Here is a 20,796-nt window from a genome sequence, read left to right on the forward strand (position 1 = left end):
CTTCATCTCCTTCTCTGCGAATCCGTACGTACCCTGCGGCCGCTGCTCATCTCGTGCAGCTTAAGCGCAAGCTGCAGCTCCAGCATATCGTCACCGTCATTCTGGCTGAGTCCCAGCAGCTCGCAGGCCCGTTCTATCCGGTAAGTCACCGTATTATAATGGGTGAACAGCTCGGCTGAGGTCCGTTTGATGTTGCGGTTGCACTTGAAATACAGCTGGAGTGTCTGCACGAGAGACACTCCATGCTTGCTGTCATACTCCAGCAGCGGAACGATGTACTGGTCCCTGTACGCGCTGATCTCCGCAAGCTCCGGCAAATGGTACAGCAGCCTGAAGACACCCAGCTTCCGGTAATCCACATAAGCCCCGCTGTAACCGCTGACCTCGCAGATACGGGCGATTTTGCGGGCGGACTCATAGCTGAAGCGCACCTGGTCGGGACCTTCCGCAAGATCTCCGATGCAGAAGGCGCAGCTCTCCTTGGCAAACACCCGGTTCATCTCAGCCAGCAGCCGTCCCAGCGTTTCCTCCAATGGAATATCCGGCTGCTCCGGAACCGTCAGAACCAATTCTCCTTCAAGGATCGTAAGCTTCACATGCTGAAGATCTCCCCGGGCCCGCACCCGCTTCACCGCTTGCTGCAGCTGCTTAAGCTCCGGCTTCTCCTCCAGCCAGCCGACGGTTACAGCGCGCAGCGGGCGCTCAGGAAGCGGGCAGCCGCAGGCCTCGGCCCGCAGCTTCAAATCCTCGGCTGCGGCAATCCGGCCGCTGATCCAGTCCTGCAGAAACTGGTCGACATACTTCAGTTCAACCTCCCGGCGGGCACCGGCGTTGATCATCTCCAGCCCGACCAGTACTCCCACCCGGTCAATGGTTAACTGATCTACAACCGCCAGCTCGCGGTTCCACTCCAGCAGCACCAGCAGGCATTGATCCACTCCCTTGTCATGGACGGACGATACATAGGCGCGGATCCGCCGCTCTCCGACCGTCAGGAAGGTAATCCCGAGACTGCCCTCCTGGCGCAGCTGCATCCATAACGGAAGCTGCTCTGCCAGCTCTAGCGCCTCTGCCTGCGGGGAACAGAGGACCTGATCGGTATCATCCAGCAGCACAACCGGATTATGCAGCATACCATCCAGCGTCAGCAGGAAATCCTCGATGCCGTCGCCATGCAGAAGCTGCTTGGACAGCTTCTGGAAGCGGCTCTGCAGCTGGGAGAGCTCCCTGGCCTCCTGCACGAGCACCCGTTCCATAATGTCACGTACAACGTCGGAGAAGGAGATAGCCGCCGGCAGCTCGAAGATCGGGAAATTAAGCTGATCCGCCAGCTCCAGCGCCCGTGCCGGAATTTCGTCGATATAACGCTTTGTCTTGATTCCAAGCGCGGATACGCCCTTCTGATTTAGCTGGGGAATAATCTCGGTGATGAGCTCCGGCTGACCGTGGAAGGGGAAACCGCTGGTAATCAGAAATTCTCCCGGACGGACCCAGTCAATCACATCGGGAACCTCCATCACATTGACACGGTTAATGTAACGCCCAAGACCTCCGGCTCCCGCCAGGACCACCGCTTCCTTCAGATCGGGAATCAGCAGGATATCGCTGCAGTTCAATCCGGTGATTACATTGCTGCCCATAGCTCCGCCGCCTTTACTTTAGCTTGGAAGAATACACATCCTCGATCAGAGTGGTGCCAAAAAAATGGTTCGCAGGTACATTCGCCTCGGCCGGCACAAAAATACTGATCTGCTCAGACGGCGAATCACCCGCATTCGCAACGGAGTGGACTACACCCGCAGGTACATGGAAGGTATCCCCGGCCCGGTAGCTGTACCATTCACCCTCGCATAGCAGCTTGACCTCCCCCACAGTGATATGAATAATCTCCACCACATCATGATAGTGTGGCAATACCTGACCGCCAACACCCAGCTTCTCCCACAGAATCGAGCTCATCCGGATGCCCAGACGGTCCGCCTGCGCTGCCGAGACGATCTCCCGGTGGTACAGCTCAATATGATTCGGCATTAACTCCCATGTCATGTCCGCCGCTGTCAGCACTTCCGTTTCCTGTGTATGCATAATCCATTCCTCCATGATGTATAAGTTATAGGTATAGGTTGAAAAAACCCGCTATCTGCGGCGGAATACAGCCGCTACCGGCCCTCCGCCCTTCGGGCCCTGGTGCTCGCCTCCGCCGGATACGTAGATCATCGGATCGCCGCCGACATAGGCCAGTACACCGCCGACTACGGCCCGCGCATGCCGCGTATGATTGATATCCGAATCATCCAGCATGATATGGCGCCGTCCGCGGATGACTCCGTCCGGATCAGCTTCAGCTTTGGCCAGCACCTGCACCAGCTCCTCACCGGGATACCGGTCCAGCAGGCCCTGCAGCGCTGCGCCGTCAATAGCATCCTTCATGACTGCATGGTCGATGTGATACGGGCCTTCCGCAGACAGCGAATTGCCGAACACAATCACTTCGCAGTAGGCAAGCTCACTTCCGGCTGAAGTAGACGCCACAGCGCTGAATTTATCCCAGCTCACGCATATATCTTCTTCACTTAAGGTCGAGCGCTCCACTTCACCCAGGGCAACGGCAGTCCCCAGTGCGGATGCACCTCTGGAATATCCCATGGATTTATAGGTATCCTCTGTAACGAGCGATACCTGACGGCTGTGCGCGTCATACATCTGCTCTGCAGTGAGCAGCGGGCATTTAATCTGCACAAAATGCACATCCGCTTTTGAGGTGATTCCGGCATCCAGGACCGCCCGGGCCACGGCATCCGCCACAGCGTCCACCTGGCTGAGCCGGCCCAGCTCCTCCGGCCGGAAGATCCGTGTTCTGGCCGTACCGACCGCAAGTGACTTTAGACCATCAGCATTTACGCCCGTCTCTGCCTGGCCGCTGCGGCTAATTACCGTGAAATGCGGGCTGAGCACACCTTCCGTCCCTCCGGACATCACATAGGATATTTCTGCAGGCCGCTGTTCCTGGGACACCCCGGCGAAGAACGCCTTCAGCGCCATAACGGCATAGCCCCGCGTGAAATCATTAACACAGCCGTTCCCCTCGGTCTTTCCCAGTACAGCTGCAACCTCTTCGGGACGGAACAGCCCCTCTTCTATCGCCGCCTGCAGGCCGGACATGTCATTCGGCGCACCTGCAGGGATTTTGATCACCGAGCATTTCATCACAGATCATCGCTCCTTGTCCAGAAAATAACCTTCTTCTCCAGCAGTCCGATACACCAGAACAGCAGCAGGCCGCACAGCGCCGAAGCAATAATGGCCGAGAACATCACCGGAGTATCCATATGGTAAGAGGAGACGAGCACCACATAACCCAGCCCCTTATTGGCCCCGACAAATTCACCGACAATCGCTCCAACAATGGCAAGCGAGGTCGAGATTTTCAGTGCGGAGAAGATATAAGGCAGACTGGTCGGCAGCCGCAGCTTCCAGAAGATTTCGCTTTTGGTTCCTTTATAGGTGGAGAACAGCTCCCAGGCCTCGTATTCAATCGCCTTAAGACCTTTGACACTGTTCACCAGAATCGGGAAAAAGCAGATCAGCATCGAAGCGATGACCTTCGAGGTATATCCGGTTCCCAGCCACACGACAAGCAGCGGCGCCAGTGCAACCAGCGGTGTAGTCTTAAGGGCAATGGCGAGCGGGAACATCCCCTTCTCAATCGGCTTGGAATGAACAAAAATAACCGCAGTAACCAGGCCCAGTATGTTAGCAAGCATGAACCCGGTCAGGGATTCACCCAGGGTAACCAGCGTATGGGACCACAGCGAACCATCGATGGCCGAGACCACCTGGGTTGGAGAAGGCAGCAGATACATCGGAACCGACAGGAGCCGTACGGCCAGCTCCCACAAGATCAGGAAGCCGAGCGCAAAGGTGACCGGGTACAGGCTGTCCTTGAGTTTGGCTGTCATAGATGCTTCACCCGCTTTCTCAATTCCTTGACGGTCCGGTGGAATTCCGGCAGCTCTTCCATTCCCGCTTGACGCGGTGAAGGCAGCGGTACCGGAATAATATCTGTCACCCCGGCCGGCCGGGGTGACATCATCACCACCCGGTCCGACAGAAGCACGGATTCCTGAATAGAATGGGTAACCATTACAATGCTGCTTAGACTTGTCTCCGGACTCTCCCACAGACGCAGCAGCTCAAAGTTCAGCTTCTCACGGGTCAGTTCATCCAGCGCACCGAACGGCTCATCCATCAGCAGCACGGTCGGATCGGCAGCCAAGGCTCTGGCAATCGCCGCCCTCTGCTGCATTCCGCCGCTGAGCTGATGCGGGAAGTGGTTCTGGAAATCCTGCAGGCCGACCAGCCGCAGGGCGCTTTCCGCCTTTTCACGCGCTTCCTTTTTGCTGAATTTCTTCTTCGGGCCCAGCTCAAGGGGCAGCATGACATTCTGCAGGGCACTGAGCCATGGCATCAGTACAGGCTTTTGAAAGACCATGCCCAGCGACAGGTCCGGGGAGGAATACGCAACCTCCCCGCCTCCTTCCGGGCTTAGCAGCCGCAGCATCAGCCGCAGTGTCGTTGATTTCCCGCAGCCGCTCGGTCCGAGAATGGAGATGAATTCATTTCGGTATACGTCAAGACTGACATTATCAAGCACAGGCACATTGCCGAAGGAAAGAGAGCAATTGCGCAAGGAGAGCATCGTGTCCCGGGTACCGGGATTCTTCACAGGGGCGGAATCCATCTGTTCTTTCATCGCTGTTGTCATACCGGTTCCCTCCTTAATTCAAGTACTCATTGGTGAACAATGAGCCGATGTCCTGCTGCTTTTTCACAAAGTCCAGATCGATAAGATTCTGCTGCAGCGTCTCCCACGCCGCCTCGTCCATCGAGCCGAGCGGGAGCTTCTCCGGCTCAAGCAGCGGAATGCTGGCCTTCATCATGCTGACTTCATGCGCAAGATCAAGCTTTTCTCCATATTTCAGGCCGAATTCCGCCGCTTCCTCAGGATGCTCCATCGCATAATCCCAGCCCTTCATGGAGGCCTGTACGAAACTCCGGACCATTTCCGGATCCTTCTCAATCACAGACTCCGTGGTAAACAGAGTGTCGGCATAGAAATTGATGCCATAGTCGTTCGGGTCGATAATATTGACTTCCTTGCCCTGCTCCTGCACAGCCAGCACCTCATTAATTACATATCCGGGCCATGCCTTGACCTGGCCGGTCAACAAGGGGCTGAGATCATATTTGATCGGCATCTCTTCGATTTGCGAGGTTTCGATGCCCGCGCTTTTCTCCATAGCACGGAAGGTCAGCTCTTCATTGCCGCCGAGCTTGATGCCCACCTTTTGGCCAACAAGATCTTCCATTGTGGTGATACCGGATTCTTTAAGCGTGAACATTACGAACGGGGTTTTGCGGTATATCGCAGATAACGCCTTAACCGGTACGCCTTTTTCTCTGGCAATAATGATCTGGTCAGCACCGGTTACCCCGAACTCCTCACTGCCCGAAGCAACCATCTGTACCGCCGGAAAATCCGAGCCTCCCGGCCGAATCTCCACATCCAGCCCCGCTTCCTTATAGAAGCCCTTTTCAACAGCGGTATAGAACCCGGCAAACTGCGCCTGATGAATCCACTTCAACCTCAGAACAACCTTCTTAAGCTCACCGGAGCCTTCCGCCCCCTGTCCCTCAGCCTTGCCGGTATCCGAATTGTTGCCGCAGGCTGTAATGAGCAGCATTAGTGAAGTGAGCAGGATAAGCGCTTTGGTTCTGGACTTGTTCCACATGGTGATTCCCCCGTTATGATGTTATTTGGAATACTGGTCATTCGTAATTCGTATTTAGAATTGCTCCAGCGCCTTCAGCACCGCTTGCGAATCACTCACACTGCCGAAGACACCGCCCTGCATTTTGACCATATTGAGCGCTGCCAGGTGATTGGCATAATCCGTAGCGCCCGTGCAATCCTCCAGGATCAGACATTCATAACCGCGGTCATTGGCTTCGCGCATCGTCGTGTGTACACAGACATCCGTGGTGATTCCGGTCAGAATCAGATGGGTAATCCCTTTATTCTTCAATATTAAATCCAGGTCCGTAGCATAAAAGCTGCCTTTACCCGGCTTGTCAATAATGTGCTCTCCCGGTATAGGTGCCAGTTCATCAATGATCTGCCAGCCGCGCTCGCCCCGTACGAGAATCCGTCCCGCCGGTCCTTCCGAGCCGATCTCAGCACCGGTCTGTCTGCTCCGCCACCGTTTATTCGCCGGCAGATCGGACAGATCCGGCTTATGGCCCTCCCGGGTATGGATAACGGTGAATCCGTTAATTTCCCGGATGCGTGCCAGCAGCCGCCCAATCGGCTGAATCGCTCTGGCTGTTAATGAGAGATCGTAGCCCATTCTCTCCACGTAACCGCCTTTGCCGCAAAAATCCGTCTGCATGTCGATAATCATCAGTGCCGTCTTCGCCGGATCAAGGACGCCGTCATAGGGCCAGGTGTAAGGTGCTGCTGTAATCTGCATGGTTCATGCTCCCCTTCCAGAATTCAATGCATGTATTTAATGTTATGTTTATTAACATTAATTTAATTTTTCCTGCTGTTTGTTAGATTATATTACAACAAATTTGCAATGTCTTCGTTTTTATTACGAAATAATGCGATAATTGTTTGTGTTATTCTACATATATAACATTAACATTACATATTAACCCCGGATTAACTCCATTCATATATTAAAAAAAGCCGCCAACGCAGGCAGCCTCAGCAGCAGTCCGTTCTCCAGCTCAAAGATTCGGCTTTTCTTGCAGAGCAGACTCCTCCCATAAGCTGTAAGCGCTGGGAAACCAGTTTTTCAAGCAATATAGAGCTGCACATTTCAAGATTATTAATAAATTGGCAGAATACAGTTGAAAAATAGCTCCTTAAGTACTAGAATTAAGCTTGTTTGCAGAAGTTCCTGCAGCGCAGGAACCAGTTATGACCTTTTTTGTCGATTACAGTCGATTGAAATCGCCTCATGCTGAGTGTATATCATTGATCTATTTCTAAAGGCAAACTTCCTGAAAGGGTAGGACGCAAAGCAATGGGCCTAAGAATGCTGAGAATCCGCGTTTATGGTCGCCAGGCTGCCAATAGAGACCACGTAAGCCATCAGTCACCGGGAGATCCCCCAGGCTTTATGATGCTCTTTTCTGTACGAATGCCATTGATTATACGAAAAAGCGAGGTTAAGATAATGCCGCAGCAATTCATCGAACCAACCCGATATGATTTCGTGGAATCCTTGATGCTTGAACGGACCGGATTCCTGGATTCTTTCTCTGTGGAGGGCCGGACTTCCGGCGGGATGAATGGAGATAAGGATGGAATTATCCTTGTGCAGAATAATCAGATCTTCATTACTCCCCCGCTCTCTGGCGGCAAGCCCGCCCGGATCTCCGCTGTTCATCCTGTAGTGCTGAAGATCAACTGGAAGACCGTTACAGAGCCTACTGAGGTGACCTCAGCGGATCATATTACCTGGGAAATTTGCGAGAAGCCACAGTATCAGATTACGGTTTCACCTGACAAGCTCAAAGTGCATTTCACCTTGTACCGTGCAGAGAAGTACGCCTGGAATCTGGTCAATTGCCCGGCTTCCTTCGAAGCCGCAGTCCGGGCTGAGCCTAACCGGGCGATGCTGCTGTCCACGCTCACCATAGAACAGATTCTTTCTTCGCTGGATAACCGCTCCATTCTGCGGAATCTGAATATCCCGGCCCTATACGCCGAACTGAACAACCCTACATATCTCCCTGTCTGTATCGCAGAAGGCAGAGCCCCGCTGCCCGGCAAGAAATCAAGGCTGCAGCTATCCCTCCCGGAGCATACGCTCACAGGCAATGGAATGCTCCGGGAGGGACGAACCGCGGAAGCTGCAGATTCCTTAGATTATCTGCGGTTTCCGGGAGCACCCTTCGCCAGAGAGGGAGAAGTCTTCGCCCGCAAGCTGCCGCCCGAAGAGGGAATTCCAGGATTTGACGTAGAAGGAGGCATCTTGCCTCCACCTCCACCACAGGATATTTATTTCGCAGCCGGAGACAATGCACGGCTGCTTCCAAACGGGGAGATCGCGGCTCTGCGTACGGGCAGACCCCGCATCTGCGGAGACTCCGGCAGCGTCACAACCTGCGATTTTCCGGCCCTATGCCTCATCACCAAGGAAATGGCGGCAACAGCCCGTGAGATTATGTTTGCAGGTGACATCGTTGTACCCTCAGATATTGAAGGCCCTATGTGTATTGAGGCGTTAGGGAATGTGTATATCTACGGCAACGTCTGCCAATCTACAATTACGGCTACAGGCAGTATCTATATAAGCGGTCAAGTAACCGGCTGCAGCCTGCACACCGGACTTGCCGGGGTACACCAGCACCGCCTGCACCGCTTCTCCAGTCTGCTGCTGACTGAAGTTGGCGGACTGCGGGAAGCCGCCCGGCTGCTGGCCAAGAATGTAGAATCCCGCCAGCAATCCGTGAAATACGGTCTGGTGGTTATGCTGCTGCTGGAGGATAAGTACAGCCATATGGAGTGTCTGATCAGCGATCTTAAATCCGCACTGCTGTGCATGGAAGGGGCTCCCCAGCCCGGTACGGATCAGCTCAAGCAGATGCTGGAGGTTTTTACCCATCCGGGGCAGTTCACCGAGTTTATCACTGACAGTGTTCTGAACAGCTTCTCCCGGCTGCTGCGTAATCTGTGTGAAGACATTGAACTGCTCCAGGAGGAGCATGTCTTCATTAATATCGCCCGTTCCCATAACAGTATCCTGGAGTCCGGCGGAGAACTGATCCTGCGGGACGCGGACGCAGAAACGGTCTAAGCCTGCTGTAATGTAACCCCTGACAAGTACAAACGGCTGCCCCTCTTCTGAGGGAGCAGCCGTTTGTTTATTCCTTACCCAGACCGGGTACCGGGGTCTGCAGGACACTCCCGGCATTCCGGCCCAGCCTGACATTCACCAGAATAATGCTGCTCACAATCAGCAGCATACCGATGACCAGATTCAACGTAATCTGTTCATGCAATAAGACTACACTGGAGCCGATGGAAATCAGCGGAATCAGAAAGGTGAACGAGCCTACCTTGCCGGCCTCTCCTTCATTGATCAGCTTGAAGTATACCAACCAGCCCAGCGCAATCACGAAGACCGCGATGAACAGTGTATTTATTATAAAAGTACTACTCCAGGTAATATCCGCCCAGCTCTCCGAAGCTGAGCCTGCCGCCAGCAGGATTACCCCGCCGATCATGATCTGCATTGCGGTCATCCACAGCATATCTACTCTGGCTGCATTGCGTTTGGTGTAGACCGTAGCCAGCGCCCAGCTGAGTGCACTGGCCAAGGCCAGCAGTACGCCTATAGGCGAGATACTTCCGGTTAATCCCCCAAGGCTTAACGAGGCTACCCCGAGGAAGCCGATTACGAGGCCGGCGATCTTAAGCCCGTACATCCGCTCGCCCAGCCAGATCCAGGCAAAAATTCCGAGCAGCACCGGCTGCAGGAATACAATGGCCGAGAATAATCCGGACGGCACATACTGCAGGCCAATCGTCTGGAAGCCATAGTAGAAGACGATACTGAGGAAGGCTGACACCAGATAGACGGGCCAGAGCTGGCGCAAATGCAGCTGCTTCCGCTTCGGCAGCGCCGCGATGATTAGTATAATACCGGCAATGACCGTTCGGATTCCGGCGAACAGCAAGGGCGGGGCATACGTTAAGGCAATTTTGGAGAGCGGCCAGTTGATGCCCCAGACAATAACCAGGAACACTAATAAGCCAATAGTTTGCTTCCGCTTCTGCATGAGTTCACCTCTTGTTCTGATTTCTTCCCAAATGATACAATAGATTCAGTCATAATTGAAATGAATTATAATCATGAGGGGCATACCAGATTAGATATGAATAACACTCAAATTCGCCTATTTGTCTTAATCGCTGAGAGCCGCAGCTTCACCAAGGCGGGTCTTGAGCTGAATATGACCCAGCCCGCAGTCAGCCGCGCCATCTCCGCACTGGAAGCCGAGCTGGACGTGAAGCTGCTGCTGCGCGACCGGCGCAGCGGATTGATGCTGACGGATATCGGCAAGCGGATTCTGGTTATCTGCCGCGGAATCCTCAGCGGCCTCGATAAGATAGATCAGGAGCTTGCCGCCGAGAAAGGCCTGGAGAAGGGCCTCATCCGCATCGGCGCCTTTCCGGTTGCCGCTGCCTATTTTGTCCCGAAGATTATCAGTGCCATCACTGCCAAATACCCCGGAATTGAGATCAGATTATATGAAGGTTCGGTCGCCGAGGTGAAGGACTGGCTGGCATCACGGTTCATTGACGCAGGCCTGATGATTCCGCCGGTCGAGGATTTCGCCTCCCTGCCGCTGTTCCGGGAGAAGCTCTACGCCGTATTGCCCGGGGATCACGAGCTTCGGTACAAGCAGATCATCTGTGTGAAGGATCTGGAAGCTCAGCCTATGCTGCTCTGCCGGTCGGGCTATGAGCCTCCGGTAGTGGACTTATTCAACCGGGCCGGAAGCAGGCTGAATGTGAAATACGAGGTCAACAGCTACATTACCGCACTGAATATGATCAGGGAGGGGCTCGCCGTCGGTGTGATGTCACAGCTCTCCCTCTTGTCGCTGCCGCCGAATGTCGTGGTCCGGGAGCTGGCGCCTGATGCTTACCGCGACATTCATATCGCCGTCCATTCCCTGGAGGAGACCTCTATTGCCGTTCAATTATTTATTGATACTGCACTGCAGCTTTTCTCCGGCAATGAAGCCGCTCCGCCGTCTCCGGCCGCAGCCGGCCTGATTAACGATACCGATAAGGAGTGATTAACATGGAATATAATCGTCTCGGAAATAGCGGCCTGCAGGTATCTGCGCTGGGCCTTGGAACTAACTCATTTGGCAAAAGGGCGGATCAGGAGACCTCGATCCGTATCATTCATGCCGCAATGGATCAGGGAATCAACTTCATCGATACCGCCAACATCTATGCCGGCTCCGAGTCGGAGAGGATTATCGGCCTCGCGCTTGAGGGCAGACGCCATGAGGCCGTCCTGGCTACCAAAGCCGGCCTTCCGAAGCATGACGGGCCTGACGGAAGCGGCTCTTCCCGCCGCCATCTGATGCAGGAGCTGGAAGGCAGCCTGCGGCGGCTGAAGACGGATCATGTAGATCTGTATCAGATTCACACCTTCGACCCCTACACCCCGCTGGAGGAGACGCTGCGTACCCTTGATGATATGATCTCTGCGGGCAAAGTGCGTTATATCGGTGCCTCCAATTATGCTGCCGGGGAGCTGATGAAGGCGCTGGGCATCAGCGAAGCGCGCAGCTGGGCCAAATACGTCTCGATCCAGTGCAGCTATTCGCTTGCCGACCGCACACCTGAAGCAGAGCTGCTTCCGCTGTGTCTGGATCAGGGACTGGGCATCATCCCGTACTTCCCGCTGGCCGGCGGCATTCTCACCGGCAAATATACCGGCAGTGCCCCTGCCGGTTCCAGAGCGGAAACCGACCCGAATTTCCGCCGCTTCCTTACCCCGGAACGCATCTCGCTCGGGGAGCAGGTTAGCAGTATAGCGGAAGAGCTGGACACTTCACCGGCGGCGCTGTCTCTGGCCTGGCTGATGAGCAGGCCGGCCGTCTCCACGGTGATTGTCGGTGCCACCCGGGTGGAGCAGGTGGAGCATAACCTGCAGAGTCTCTCCGTCCGGCTGGATGCGGCAACGCTTGAGCAGCTGGATCAGGCCAGCGCCGCCTTCCGCAGCGGGGAGCCGTTCGCCGTCTACCGGCTGCCGTAACAGCTGCCGGCTGGACATACCAAAGCGGGCCCACGGTGTACCGTGGGCCCGCTTTTTTGTGCGTTACATAGACAAACCCCGCTTAAGTCACCACCAGACAAGTTACCGGCCCGCGGTGGGACTTGCAGAATACGGCATACATCAGATCCTCACACTTGTCTTGTTGCCGGCAGAATGAAGACTATGAAGTAAGCATTGCAGACATAAGTGTTGTACGTTCTACAACTTTGATTCATAGATAGCCGGTTGTGGCGGAGGATTGTTGTAGGAAATACAAGAATTGATCCTGCTAAGCCGCATGGAGTAGGCGAGATACTGCCTTTTATACAACAATTTTAGATTCGGGCCGGTTTAACGGGCAAAATGTTGTATTTTGTGCAGGATTTCAGAATATTACCGGATCTCTGTTGTGAATAATGATGAATCAGGAAATTCCCGGCAAAAGCGGCCATCCGATAGTCTTGTGAGACATAGTGCCGCAGGTTAGACGGTCAGCATTCTGTATTACACCGCTGCAATAAACCGCTCCATGTCTTCCTGTACGGTGGTGATACCGCCGATGCCAAAGCTGTCTACCAGCACCTTAGCTACATTAGGTGACAGGAATGCCGGAAGTGTAGGGCCGAGGTGAATGTTCTTCACGCCCAGATGCAGCAGCGCCAGCAGCACAATTACCGCCTTTTGTTCATACCAGGCAATATTGTAGGAGATCGGAAGATCGTTGATGTCGTCCAGGCCGAAGACTTCCTTCAGCTTCAGCGCTATGACCACCAGGGAGTAGGAATCATTGCACTGGCCGGCATCCAGCACGCGGGGAATCCCGCCGATATCGCCAAGCGCCAGCTTATTATATTTGTATTTGGCACAGCCTGCGGTGAGAATCACTGTATCCTCAGGCAGCTCGGCCGCGAAGTCTGTATAATAGCTGCGGCTCTTCATCCGTCCGTCGCAGCCCGCCATTACGAAGAATTGTTTGATTGCGCCGCTCTGGACGGCCCCGACTACCTGATCTGCCAGATTCATGACCGCCGCATGGGCAAAGCCGCCGATAATCTCACCCGTCTCGATTTCTACCGGAGCGCTGCAGCCTTTGGCCTGCTCAATCAGAGCGGAGAAGTCCTTCACCCCGTCTGCTCCTGCTGCAATATGCTGAACTCCCGGATAACCTGTGTTGCCTGTGGTGTACAGCCGGTTCTTATAGCTTTCTTTTGGCGGTACGATACAGTTCGTAGTCATCAGAACCGGGCCGCCAAAGCTGTCAAATTCTTCAGTCTGCTTCCACCAGGCGTTACCGTAGTTGCCCACGAAGTGGCTGTATTTCTTGAAGGCCGGGTAATAGTGGGCGGGCAGCATCTCACTATGCGTGTACACATCGACTCCTGTACCCTCCGTCTGCTTCAGCAGCTCCTCCATATCCTTGAGGTCATGTCCGCTGATCAGAATGCCGGGGTTCGTGCCCACACCTATATTCACTTTGGTAATCTCCGGACTGCCGTAAGCCGCCGTGTTCGCACGGTCAAGCAGTGCCATTACATCCACACCGAACTTGCCGCATTCCAGGACCAGGGCAGTCAGCTCGCCCCCGCTCAGGGTATCATCCAGCACGGCCGTCAGGCCTTTTTCCATAAAAGCATGTGCGCCTGCTTCGTAGAATCCCAGCACCGCCGCATGCTCCATGTAAGCAGCCATTCCCTTCAGACCATAGGTGAGCAGCTCACGCAGAGAGCGGATATCCTCATGCTCTGTAGCAAGCACACCCACGGTTGCCGCCTTGTCCGTCAGTTCCCCGTCCGTACTGGCGCTCCATAGCGCTGCGTCATGTTCTGACAGATACGCAATCACTCCGGCATCCGCAATTCTGCTGCGCCAGTTATCCCGCAGGGCAAGCCCCTCCCGGATCTTCGCAGTGAAGTATTCCGGAACAAAGTTAGCATTGGTAATCGTAGCGAAAAGGCTCTCTATAATAAATTTCTCTGTCACCGGATCGGTAATGCCCAGCTCACGGCCGCTGCGTGCGAACACCGCAATACCTTTGAGCGTATACACCAGAAGATCCTGCAGATTGGCTACATCACTGGTCTTGCCGCATACTCCCTGAATCGTACATCCCGTCCCCTTGGCTGCCTCCTGGCACTGAAAACAAAACATGTCGCTCATTACACATTCACTCCTTATTATGAATTGGATAGCTGGACAGGACAGCGCTGCGTCCCGCCTTTACAGTTACCAGTAATTGTAGTAGACTTTCGTCTATCAATCGGTAACGGATGTTACCGATTATTATGAATTCGGAGGAAATGTATGAGACCGGAGCCTGCCGCACTGCAAGCCTGCCTGTTATTCCGCGGGAAATCCGCAGAAGAGATCGAACTGCTGCTGCCCACGCTGGCCTACACCGTCAGCACCTACCGCAAGAACGCCATAATTCTCGCCGAAGGCGATCCGGCTGACCGGCTGGGAATTCTGCTCTCCGGCCGGGTCGAGGTGCAGAAGACGCATTCCACCGGCAGCAGCGTTACCATCGCCCACCTCAAGGAAGGACAGACCATCGGGGAGGCCGTGTTATTCCGCAGGGATAATGTAGCCCCCGCCACGGTAACAGCAACGGGGCCCTGCAAGGTGATGTTCATCGGCAAGCAGGAGCTGCTGCGAATATTCGCAGCAGACACAGATATCCTCACCCGCTTCATTGAGAATCTGTCCGAACGGCTGGTGCTTGTTAACCGGAAAATCGAGAACCTCTCCGCCGGTCCGCTGCGGCGCCGGATCATAGACTTCCTGCTGGAGCAGGGCACGCAGCAGGCCTCCGATACGCTGAAGCTCCCCTTCAGCCGCAAAGAATGGGCCGGGCATTTGAATACCGCCCGTCCTTCACTGTCCCGGGAGCTTGGATTCCTGCGCGATCAGGGCTGGATTGACTTCAAGGGCAGTGAAATCACGCTGCTGGACCGCAGCCGGATGAATGATTACCTCCTGAGCCTGCCCTCTTCAGCAGGCAACCTGTGAAGAACGCCCCGGTGCAGAGCAAACCGGGCTAGACTAGACGAACCAAGCTGTTATGTCCCTATAGATTCACCCGAGGAGGATGCAAGCATGTTGCAGTTAACCGCACCCCATATCGACCAGCTGCTGGCAGAGCATAGACAATGGTTCAGCAGCGGAATCACGAGAACCCCCGGCTTCCGCCTGGAGCAGCTGCAGAAGCTGAAGGACGCTATCAAGCGCAGCGAGCCCCGGATTATCGCCGCCTTGAATAAAGATCTGCGTAAGAGTGAATTCGAGGCGTACGCCACCGAAATCGGATTTACGCTGGACAGCATCGGCTATATGATGAAGCATCTCCGGCGCTGGATGAAGCCGGTTAAGGTAAGATCACCGCTGCACATGTTCCCGGCGAAGAGCAGCATTCTAGCAGAGCCTTATGGGACTGCGCTCATCATCGGACCTTTCAATTATCCGTTCCAGCTGCTGATTGAGCCGCTGATCGGGGCCATTGCCGCCGGCAATTGCGCGGTATTGAAGCCTTCCGAGAGTACCCCTGCTACTTCGGCAGTCATTGAAGACATGATCCGGGAGACCTTTGACCCCGCATATATCCGGGTGGTGCAGGGTGAGAAAGAAACAACAAATCTGCTTATTCACGCGAAATTCGATTATATATTCTTCACCGGCAGCGTGCCTGTAGGCAGAATTGTCATGGAGGCGGCAGCGAAGAATCTGGTGCCTGTAACCCTTGAGCTGGGCGGTAAAAGTCCGGTCATTGTCGACAAGACCGCCAATCTGGAGGCCGCGGCCAAACGGATCGTATGGGGCAAGCTGATTAATGTCGGGCAGACCTGTATCGCCCCGGATTACCTGCTGGTCCATAGCGATGTTGCAGCTGAGCTGATCGGGCGGATCAAACACAACATCACCGCATTCTACGGAACGGATATCCGGCATAACACAGACTACGGACGGATTGTGAATGAACGCCAGCTGCGGCGGATTGAGAAGATGCTTGAGCAGGACCGCGATAAGCTGATCCTGGGCGGCAGCGTTGTGCCGGAGGATCTCTACATCGAGCCGTCCCTGATATACCCGGCTTCCTGGAGCGATGCCTCGATGGAGGATGAAATCTTCGGACCTGTGCTGCCGATTATGGAATACAGCCAGATTAGCGAAGCTATCCGGAGTATCAACGATCACCCCACGCCGCTCGCCCTCTATCTGTTCACTGAGGATAAGCAGGTCGAGGAACAGGTGATGGGCAGCGTTTCCTTCGGGGGAGGTTGTGTGAATGATACAATCTCCCATGTAGCCAGCACTCATCTGCCGTTCGGCGGTGTGGGGAATTCCGGGATAGGCGGCTATCACGGTAAGCATAGCTTTGAGCTTTTCTCCCACCGCAAGAGCATTGTTAAGCGAAGCACGAGACTGGATTTCGGGATTGTCTATCCGCCATACGGCAACAAGGTCAAGCTGGCACGGAAGCTGCTGAAGTAGAGGATTAAGGAGACCGGATAGCCCCCTACCCCACTTTTGCGCAAAAGAAAAAACAAAAAGGAAGCCCCCCTTGCTAAAAGGAGGTTTCCTTTTTGTTGTTATATTACATACCTAGACTATAAACGGAGTACATTCCGTATACTTATTGCTTCAGCCCGCACGCCGTCCGGCAACCCAGCCCGCAACCTCTTTCTCCGGGATAGGCCTGCTGATATAATATCCCTGAATCTTGTCACAGCTCGTCCGCTCCAGAAAAGCCAGCTGCTCCGGTGTCTCTACCCCTTCTGCAGTAACATTCAGGCCCATATCGTGGCCGATGGTCACAATGGAGCTGGCCAGCGACATGTTGTTCGGGGTATCGATACTGTCGATGAAGGACTTATCAATCTTCAGTGTGGTAATCGGCAGCTGCTTCAGATAGCTCAGTGAAGAATAGCCCGTACCGAAGTCGTCCAGCGCGATGCCGATCCCCTTTTCCTTGAGTGCTTCCAGCTTGGAGCTGATGGCCTCGAAGGATTCCATGAAGATCGACTCTGTAATCTCCAGCTCCAGATATTCCGGGGCAAGTCCGGTATCCCGCAGCACCGTAAGCACCATGTTCGTGAAATCATCCAGCATCAGCTGAATGACCGAGATGTTAACCGAGATATGATAGCCCGCATACCCCTGGCTCTGCAGATCCTTGATGAACTGGCAGGCGGTGCGCAGCACCCATTCCCCGATAGGCACAATCAGCCGGCAATCCTCGGCAATCTTAATGAAGGACAACGGCGATACGAAGCCCAGCACGGGATTGTTCCAGCGGATCAAGGCCTCGAAGCCCCAAATCTCGTTCGAACCGATATCCACCAGCGGCTGATAATGCAGCGAGAGCTCGTTATTGGAGATAGCGTTTCTTAAATGCATCTCAATAATCATCCGCTCATCAAAATGCTGCTGCATCTCACGCCCGTAGATTACATAAATGCCTTTGCCCGCTTCCTTCGCTTTATACATGGCAATGTCGGCATTCTTCAGCAGCTCCTCTGCGTTCACGCCATTCTCCGGATATTGGGCAATCCCGATACTGGCCGAGATATGCACGACACTGGCACTCAGCTGAAACGGCTCCTTGAAGCCCTGAACCAACGAGTCCGCATAGCGGATCACTTCACTATACCCGTCTACATCCTTGAAAAGAATCACAAACTCATCGCCGCCGAAGCGGAAATGCTTACTGCGCCCGTCGGACAGCTCCAGCAGCCGCTCGCCGACCTTCACCAGCAGCTCATCGCCGAAGGTATGGCCCATCGAATCATTGATATACTTGAAATTATCAATGTCCAGGAAGAACAGTGCCGCATGGCCGCCGGAGTGCTCCTGAATAAATTTCTTCAGCTCTTCGGACAGCGACAGCCGGTTCGGCAGGCCGCTCAGTACATCATTATAGGCAAGCAGGCGGTACTTCTCTTCACTGGTCTGCAGCAGCGCCTGGTTCTCCACCACCTTGTTATACTGCTCCAGCAGCTCATCCTGCAGTGCTGTCAGTTCCTCATAAGTAGACTCCAGCTCCTGATAGCTCATCTGCAGCTTGCTCTCATACCCTTTGCGGTCGGTGACATCGACCATCGACCCGGCAAACCGGATATATCCGCCGCCTGCATTACGCAGCACCTTGCCCCGGGCCTGGAACCACTTGTATTCCCCCGACTTGCTGCGCATCCGGTATTCAGCGTAGTAATACGAAGAACGACCCTCCAGATGCTGGGTCCGCAGCCGGTCCTCCTGCTCGGCATCCTCAGGATGCAGGAGGTCTCTCCAGCCGCCGCGGGTCTCATTGACCTCATCCCGTTCATACCCCAGCAGCTCGTACCAGCTGTCCGAGAAGTAATAGATCATCGTGGACATGTCCACGTCCCAGATGACCGCGTCCGCGCCATAGGTGGCCAGGCTGAAGCGTTCATTGCTTTTTTCCAGATTGCTTCTGATCCGTTTCACCAGCTGTACATAAAATAATAAAACAAAGATAAAGGTCAGCAGCACGGCAAAAGCGGCAATAATGCTCAGTACCAGCACTTTGTAGGTCTGATAGAAGGAGAACGGCTTGTTAATGATTTCGCTGCCCTCCGGCAGCTTGTCCAGCGGTACGCTGAAATGCTGAAGCTCGTTGTAGTCAAATACATTGCGGACATTGCTGTCAGTCACAACAGGGATATTATCCGCACTCTCCCCCTGCAGGATGCGCAGCGCCAGCTCCGCTGAGGTCTGGCCCTGAATTCTGCCGCTGATCAGACTGCCGCCGAAGGCACCGTGGTTTAGTCCAAAATCATAAATATGGTACACCGGAACACTGCTGCTCTTGCCCAGTTCACTTGAGAACCTGTCAAACTCAACAATCCTTCCGGTCGAGTCACTATAGTATGTAGTCATCAGCACGATACTGTCCGGAGACAGGGCGGATGCCGTTGCTTTAATTTGTTCAATAGAAAAGCGGTTCATAGGGAGGATCTCCAGCCCCAGGTTCAGCGCGTCAATCTGATCCATGACCATTTTGCCGGTCGACAATCCGCTCTCCGAATTATCAAAAACAACATAAACCTTCTTCACGGAAGGGTTGATCTCCAGCGCCATTTGGATCGTACGCGTAGGATCAATTTTCTCGATAACGCCTGTGATGTTGTGAGTGTCCGGGATGCCGGCCACACCCAGCTCATTGACACCGCTGAAGATGATCGGAGCATCATCCAGGATCTCCCGGCGGTACTTCATGGCAAAGCTCAGGGCTGCATCATCTGTGGTGAGAACCGCATCAATACGGATATTCTGATACTTGAATTTGATCGTTTCGTAGAAGTGTTCGAGGTTCTCCTGATTGGGATACCGTTTCCAATCCATATACTCGGTATAGATTACGGGCAGAGCGGCTGCGCTTTTGAGGCGTTCTTCAATTCCGGCACTCTGTTCATCACTCCAGGCAAAGCCTTTCTGATAGGAATGCAGCACCAGCACATTCTGAGCGGGAAGTTCTTCGGCGTAGGCGTGTGTGCCTTCTGTCGTACACAGTAAGATAAACAGCGGCAAGAGCAAGCTTTTTAACAACCTGAGATGAATTTTATCTACACCCATTCGCACACTCCCGTTCATCTATCTCAAAGTCAGATTTCGATTATAAAACGAGGAATTTCGACATTATACTAAATACTAATTCGTTATACCCATTTCCCATCCCTCTTTTGAGTGAAAAAAGCACCCCATTCTGCACCGGCCGGTATCAGCGTAAAAGATAAGGATAATTTATTGCATAAAGCAAATGAATTCTTATCTTTTAAATTTGCCGCTTTCTTATAATTATAGGGGGAAACGATATTTTAATAAACAACAAATAGAGCGGAGCTGCGGCCTTTATGGACAGAGAACAGCGCTCACGTTAGAATGGATTTGCAGTTGACTGCTTAGACAGGAGGCCAGGCCATGCCGACCATCAAGGACGTTGCGCTGAAGGCTGGCGTATCGGCAACTACCGTATCCCGGGTATTGAACAACAGGGGTTACTTAAGTGAAGAATTGAAGCAGAAGGTGCACCAGGCGATGGACGAGCTCAATTACCGCCCGAATGAACTGGCCCGCTCGCTCAGCCGCTCAAAATCAAACATTATCGGACTGATTATTCCGCATGTTTCCCTGCCCTTTTTCGGGGAATTGACCAGTCATATTGAAGAACATGCCTACCGGGAAGGCTACAAGCTGCTGCTGTGCAACTCGTGGCAGGACAAGCAGAAGGAGCAGGAGTATATCAACATGCTGCGCGCAAGCCGGGTGGACGGCATTATTATGGGCAGCCACACGCTTGAAGTAGAGGATTACCGGCAGATGAACCTGCCTCTGGTTACCTTTGACCGGCAGATTTCGCCGGATATTCCTTATGTATGCTCGGATAATTACGCGGGAGGACGGCTGGCCACGACCCTGCTGATTCAAAAAGGCTGCCGCCGCCTGGCCCATATCGGCGGGCATCCCAAGCTGAATATCTTATCGCATCTGCGCTGCGTCGCCTTCGAAGAAACTGCGAAGCAGCACGGCGCCCAGTACGTTTCGCTGCATACGGACAACAACAGCTTCGACTTCGAAGCCTATGAGCTGCTGCTGGCCCAACTGTTCCGCGAGCATCCTGAGGTGGACGGCATCTTCGCCGGCAGTGACATCATTGCCGCCTGTGCCCTGAAGGCCTGCCAGATCAGAGGGCGGCGCGTTCCCGAAGATGTGCGGATTATCGGCTATGACGGCATCGCCCTCCGCAGCCTGCTGTATCCGGCCATCAGCTCTATCCGCCAGCCGATGGAGGCGATGGGCAAGCTGGCCGTCGATCTAATCCTGCGACAGGTGCAGGGTGAGCATGTCGAATCAGCCTACATCCTGCCCGTGGAGCTGGAGGAGGGCGCTACGACTTAGGGATAGATGGCATAGGGATAGAAACAGG

Annotated in this window: 16 protein-coding genes and 1 riboswitch; of the genes, 6 read left to right on the forward strand and 10 right to left on the reverse strand. The window is 54.1% G+C overall.

Annotation, left to right across the window (positions count from 1 at the left end):
- Positions 1 to 2: 2 nt before the first annotated feature.
- Genes NSQ73_RS28530 through biuH form a run of 7 tightly spaced genes read right to left on the reverse strand, consistent with a single transcriptional unit; the run spans position 3 to position 6,530 of the window.
- Positions 3 to 1,640, reverse strand: coding sequence for a PucR family transcriptional regulator (locus tag NSQ73_RS28530; protein ID WP_340989548.1), 1,638 nt, complete (start codon positions 1,638 to 1,640; stop codon positions 3 to 5).
- 13 nt (positions 1,641 to 1,653) lie between these two features.
- The gene (locus NSQ73_RS28535) at positions 1,654 to 2,085 is read right to left on the reverse strand and encodes a cupin domain-containing protein (RefSeq protein ID WP_042140358.1); all 432 of its coding nucleotides are present in this window, start codon (positions 2,083 to 2,085) and stop codon (positions 1,654 to 1,656) included.
- 51 nt (positions 2,086 to 2,136) lie between these two features.
- Complete coding sequence (locus NSQ73_RS28540) at positions 2,137 to 3,207, reverse strand: ring-opening amidohydrolase (RefSeq protein WP_340990704.1); 1,071 nt, start codon at positions 3,205 to 3,207, stop codon at positions 2,137 to 2,139.
- Positions 3,207 to 3,959 carry an ABC transporter permease gene (locus NSQ73_RS28545; RefSeq protein ID WP_340989550.1) on the reverse strand — a complete coding sequence of 251 codons (753 nt, stop codon included), beginning with the start codon at positions 3,957 to 3,959 and terminating at the stop codon, positions 3,207 to 3,209. Before NSQ73_RS28545 ends, NSQ73_RS28540 begins: the two co-directional genes overlap by 1 nt.
- Entirely contained in the window at positions 3,956 to 4,765 is an 810-nt protein-coding gene (locus NSQ73_RS28550; RefSeq protein ID WP_052422151.1) for an ABC transporter ATP-binding protein, read from the reverse strand. The genes NSQ73_RS28545 and NSQ73_RS28550 overlap by 4 nt, the downstream gene beginning before the upstream one ends.
- A gap of 13 nt (positions 4,766 to 4,778) precedes the next feature.
- Entirely contained in the window at positions 4,779 to 5,792 is a 1,014-nt protein-coding gene (locus NSQ73_RS28555; protein WP_340989552.1) for an ABC transporter substrate-binding protein, read from the reverse strand.
- A 54-nt stretch (positions 5,793 to 5,846) separates the two neighbouring features.
- Positions 5,847 to 6,530, reverse strand: a complete 684-nt coding sequence (biuH, locus tag NSQ73_RS28560) for a biuret amidohydrolase (RefSeq protein WP_340989553.1) — start codon at positions 6,528 to 6,530, stop codon at positions 5,847 to 5,849.
- A 518-nt stretch (positions 6,531 to 7,048) separates the two neighbouring features.
- Positions 7,049 to 7,142, forward strand: a riboswitch (cyclic di-GMP riboswitch).
- Positions 7,143 to 7,244: 102 nt separating this feature from the next.
- Between biuH and NSQ73_RS28565 the strand changes: the two genes are divergently transcribed.
- Positions 7,245 to 8,870, forward strand: a complete 1,626-nt coding sequence (locus tag NSQ73_RS28565; RefSeq protein WP_340989555.1) for a flagellar assembly protein A — start codon at positions 7,245 to 7,247, stop codon at positions 8,868 to 8,870.
- 67 nt (positions 8,871 to 8,937) lie between these two features.
- On the opposite strand, the gene NSQ73_RS28570 is transcribed toward NSQ73_RS28565, so the two are convergent.
- Positions 8,938 to 9,855 (reverse strand): DMT family transporter, encoded by a 918-nt coding sequence (locus NSQ73_RS28570; protein WP_076243594.1) that lies wholly within the window; start codon positions 9,853 to 9,855, stop codon positions 8,938 to 8,940.
- Between the two features lie 96 nt (positions 9,856 to 9,951).
- Here NSQ73_RS28570 and NSQ73_RS28575 point away from each other — a divergent pair, with 96 nt between their 5' ends.
- Entirely contained in the window at positions 9,952 to 10,881 is a 930-nt protein-coding gene (locus NSQ73_RS28575; protein WP_340989557.1) for a LysR family transcriptional regulator, read from the forward strand.
- Positions 10,882 to 10,886: 5 nt separating this feature from the next.
- Positions 10,887 to 11,855 (forward strand): aldo/keto reductase, encoded by a 969-nt coding sequence (locus tag NSQ73_RS28580; RefSeq protein WP_340989559.1) that lies wholly within the window; start codon positions 10,887 to 10,889, stop codon positions 11,853 to 11,855.
- 504 nt (positions 11,856 to 12,359) lie between these two features.
- Here NSQ73_RS28580 and hcp read toward each other — a convergent pair.
- The gene (gene hcp, locus NSQ73_RS28585; protein WP_340989561.1) at positions 12,360 to 14,012 is read right to left on the reverse strand and encodes a hydroxylamine reductase; all 1,653 of its coding nucleotides are present in this window, start codon (positions 14,010 to 14,012) and stop codon (positions 12,360 to 12,362) included.
- A 144-nt stretch (positions 14,013 to 14,156) separates the two neighbouring features.
- Here hcp and NSQ73_RS28590 point away from each other — a divergent pair, with 144 nt between their 5' ends.
- Positions 14,157 to 14,861: a Crp/Fnr family transcriptional regulator gene (locus NSQ73_RS28590; RefSeq protein WP_340989563.1), complete on the forward strand. Its 705-nt coding sequence runs from the start codon at positions 14,157 to 14,159 to the stop codon at positions 14,859 to 14,861.
- An 87-nt stretch (positions 14,862 to 14,948) separates the two neighbouring features.
- Positions 14,949 to 16,340: an aldehyde dehydrogenase gene (locus NSQ73_RS28595; RefSeq protein ID WP_340989564.1), complete on the forward strand. Its 1,392-nt coding sequence runs from the start codon at positions 14,949 to 14,951 to the stop codon at positions 16,338 to 16,340.
- A 150-nt stretch (positions 16,341 to 16,490) separates the two neighbouring features.
- On the opposite strand, the gene NSQ73_RS28600 is transcribed toward NSQ73_RS28595, so the two are convergent.
- Positions 16,491 to 19,445: an ABC transporter substrate binding protein gene (locus NSQ73_RS28600; RefSeq protein ID WP_340989565.1), complete on the reverse strand. Its 2,955-nt coding sequence runs from the start codon at positions 19,443 to 19,445 to the stop codon at positions 16,491 to 16,493.
- 345 nt (positions 19,446 to 19,790) lie between these two features.
- Here NSQ73_RS28600 and NSQ73_RS28605 point away from each other — a divergent pair, with 345 nt between their 5' ends.
- Positions 19,791 to 20,768, forward strand: a complete 978-nt coding sequence (locus NSQ73_RS28605) for a LacI family DNA-binding transcriptional regulator (protein WP_171720795.1) — start codon at positions 19,791 to 19,793, stop codon at positions 20,766 to 20,768.
- The last annotated feature ends 28 nt before the right edge of the window (positions 20,769 to 20,796 follow it).

The organism is Paenibacillus sp. FSL R10-2736, from assembly GCF_038000245.1.
In the GTDB taxonomy this organism is placed as follows: domain Bacteria; phylum Bacillota; class Bacilli; order Paenibacillales; family Paenibacillaceae; genus Paenibacillus_AQ; species Paenibacillus_AQ phytohabitans.

Coding starts and splice junctions, on each gene's coding strand:
- NSQ73_RS28580 (WP_340989559.1), top strand. CDS start 10,887: ATGGAATATAATCGTCTCGGAAATAGCGGCCTGCAGGTATCTGCGCTG.
- NSQ73_RS28600 (WP_340989565.1), bottom strand. CDS start 19,445: ATGGGTGTAGATAAAATTCATCTCAGGTTGTTAAAAAGCTTGCTCTTG.
- NSQ73_RS28535 (WP_042140358.1), bottom strand. CDS start 2,085: ATGCATACACAGGAAACGGAAGTGCTGACAGCGGCGGACATGACATGG.
- NSQ73_RS28565 (WP_340989555.1), top strand. CDS start 7,245: ATGCCGCAGCAATTCATCGAACCAACCCGATATGATTTCGTGGAATCC.
- NSQ73_RS28575 (WP_340989557.1), top strand. CDS start 9,952: ATGAATAACACTCAAATTCGCCTATTTGTCTTAATCGCTGAGAGCCGC.
- NSQ73_RS28595 (WP_340989564.1), top strand. CDS start 14,949: ATGTTGCAGTTAACCGCACCCCATATCGACCAGCTGCTGGCAGAGCAT.
- NSQ73_RS28570 (WP_076243594.1), bottom strand. CDS start 9,855: ATGCAGAAGCGGAAGCAAACTATTGGCTTATTAGTGTTCCTGGTTATT.
- NSQ73_RS28545 (WP_340989550.1), bottom strand. CDS start 3,959: ATGACAGCCAAACTCAAGGACAGCCTGTACCCGGTCACCTTTGCGCTC.
- biuH (WP_340989553.1), bottom strand. CDS start 6,530: ATGCAGATTACAGCAGCACCTTACACCTGGCCCTATGACGGCGTCCTT.
- NSQ73_RS28550 (WP_052422151.1), bottom strand. CDS start 4,765: ATGACAACAGCGATGAAAGAACAGATGGATTCCGCCCCTGTGAAGAAT.
- hcp (WP_340989561.1), bottom strand. CDS start 14,012: ATGAGCGACATGTTTTGTTTTCAGTGCCAGGAGGCAGCCAAGGGGACG.
- NSQ73_RS28540 (WP_340990704.1), bottom strand. CDS start 3,207: ATGAAATGCTCGGTGATCAAAATCCCTGCAGGTGCGCCGAATGACATG.
- NSQ73_RS28555 (WP_340989552.1), bottom strand. CDS start 5,792: ATGTGGAACAAGTCCAGAACCAAAGCGCTTATCCTGCTCACTTCACTA.
- NSQ73_RS28605 (WP_171720795.1), top strand. CDS start 19,791: ATGCCGACCATCAAGGACGTTGCGCTGAAGGCTGGCGTATCGGCAACT.
- NSQ73_RS28530 (WP_340989548.1), bottom strand. CDS start 1,640: ATGGGCAGCAATGTAATCACCGGATTGAACTGCAGCGATATCCTGCTG.
- NSQ73_RS28590 (WP_340989563.1), top strand. CDS start 14,157: ATGAGACCGGAGCCTGCCGCACTGCAAGCCTGCCTGTTATTCCGCGGG.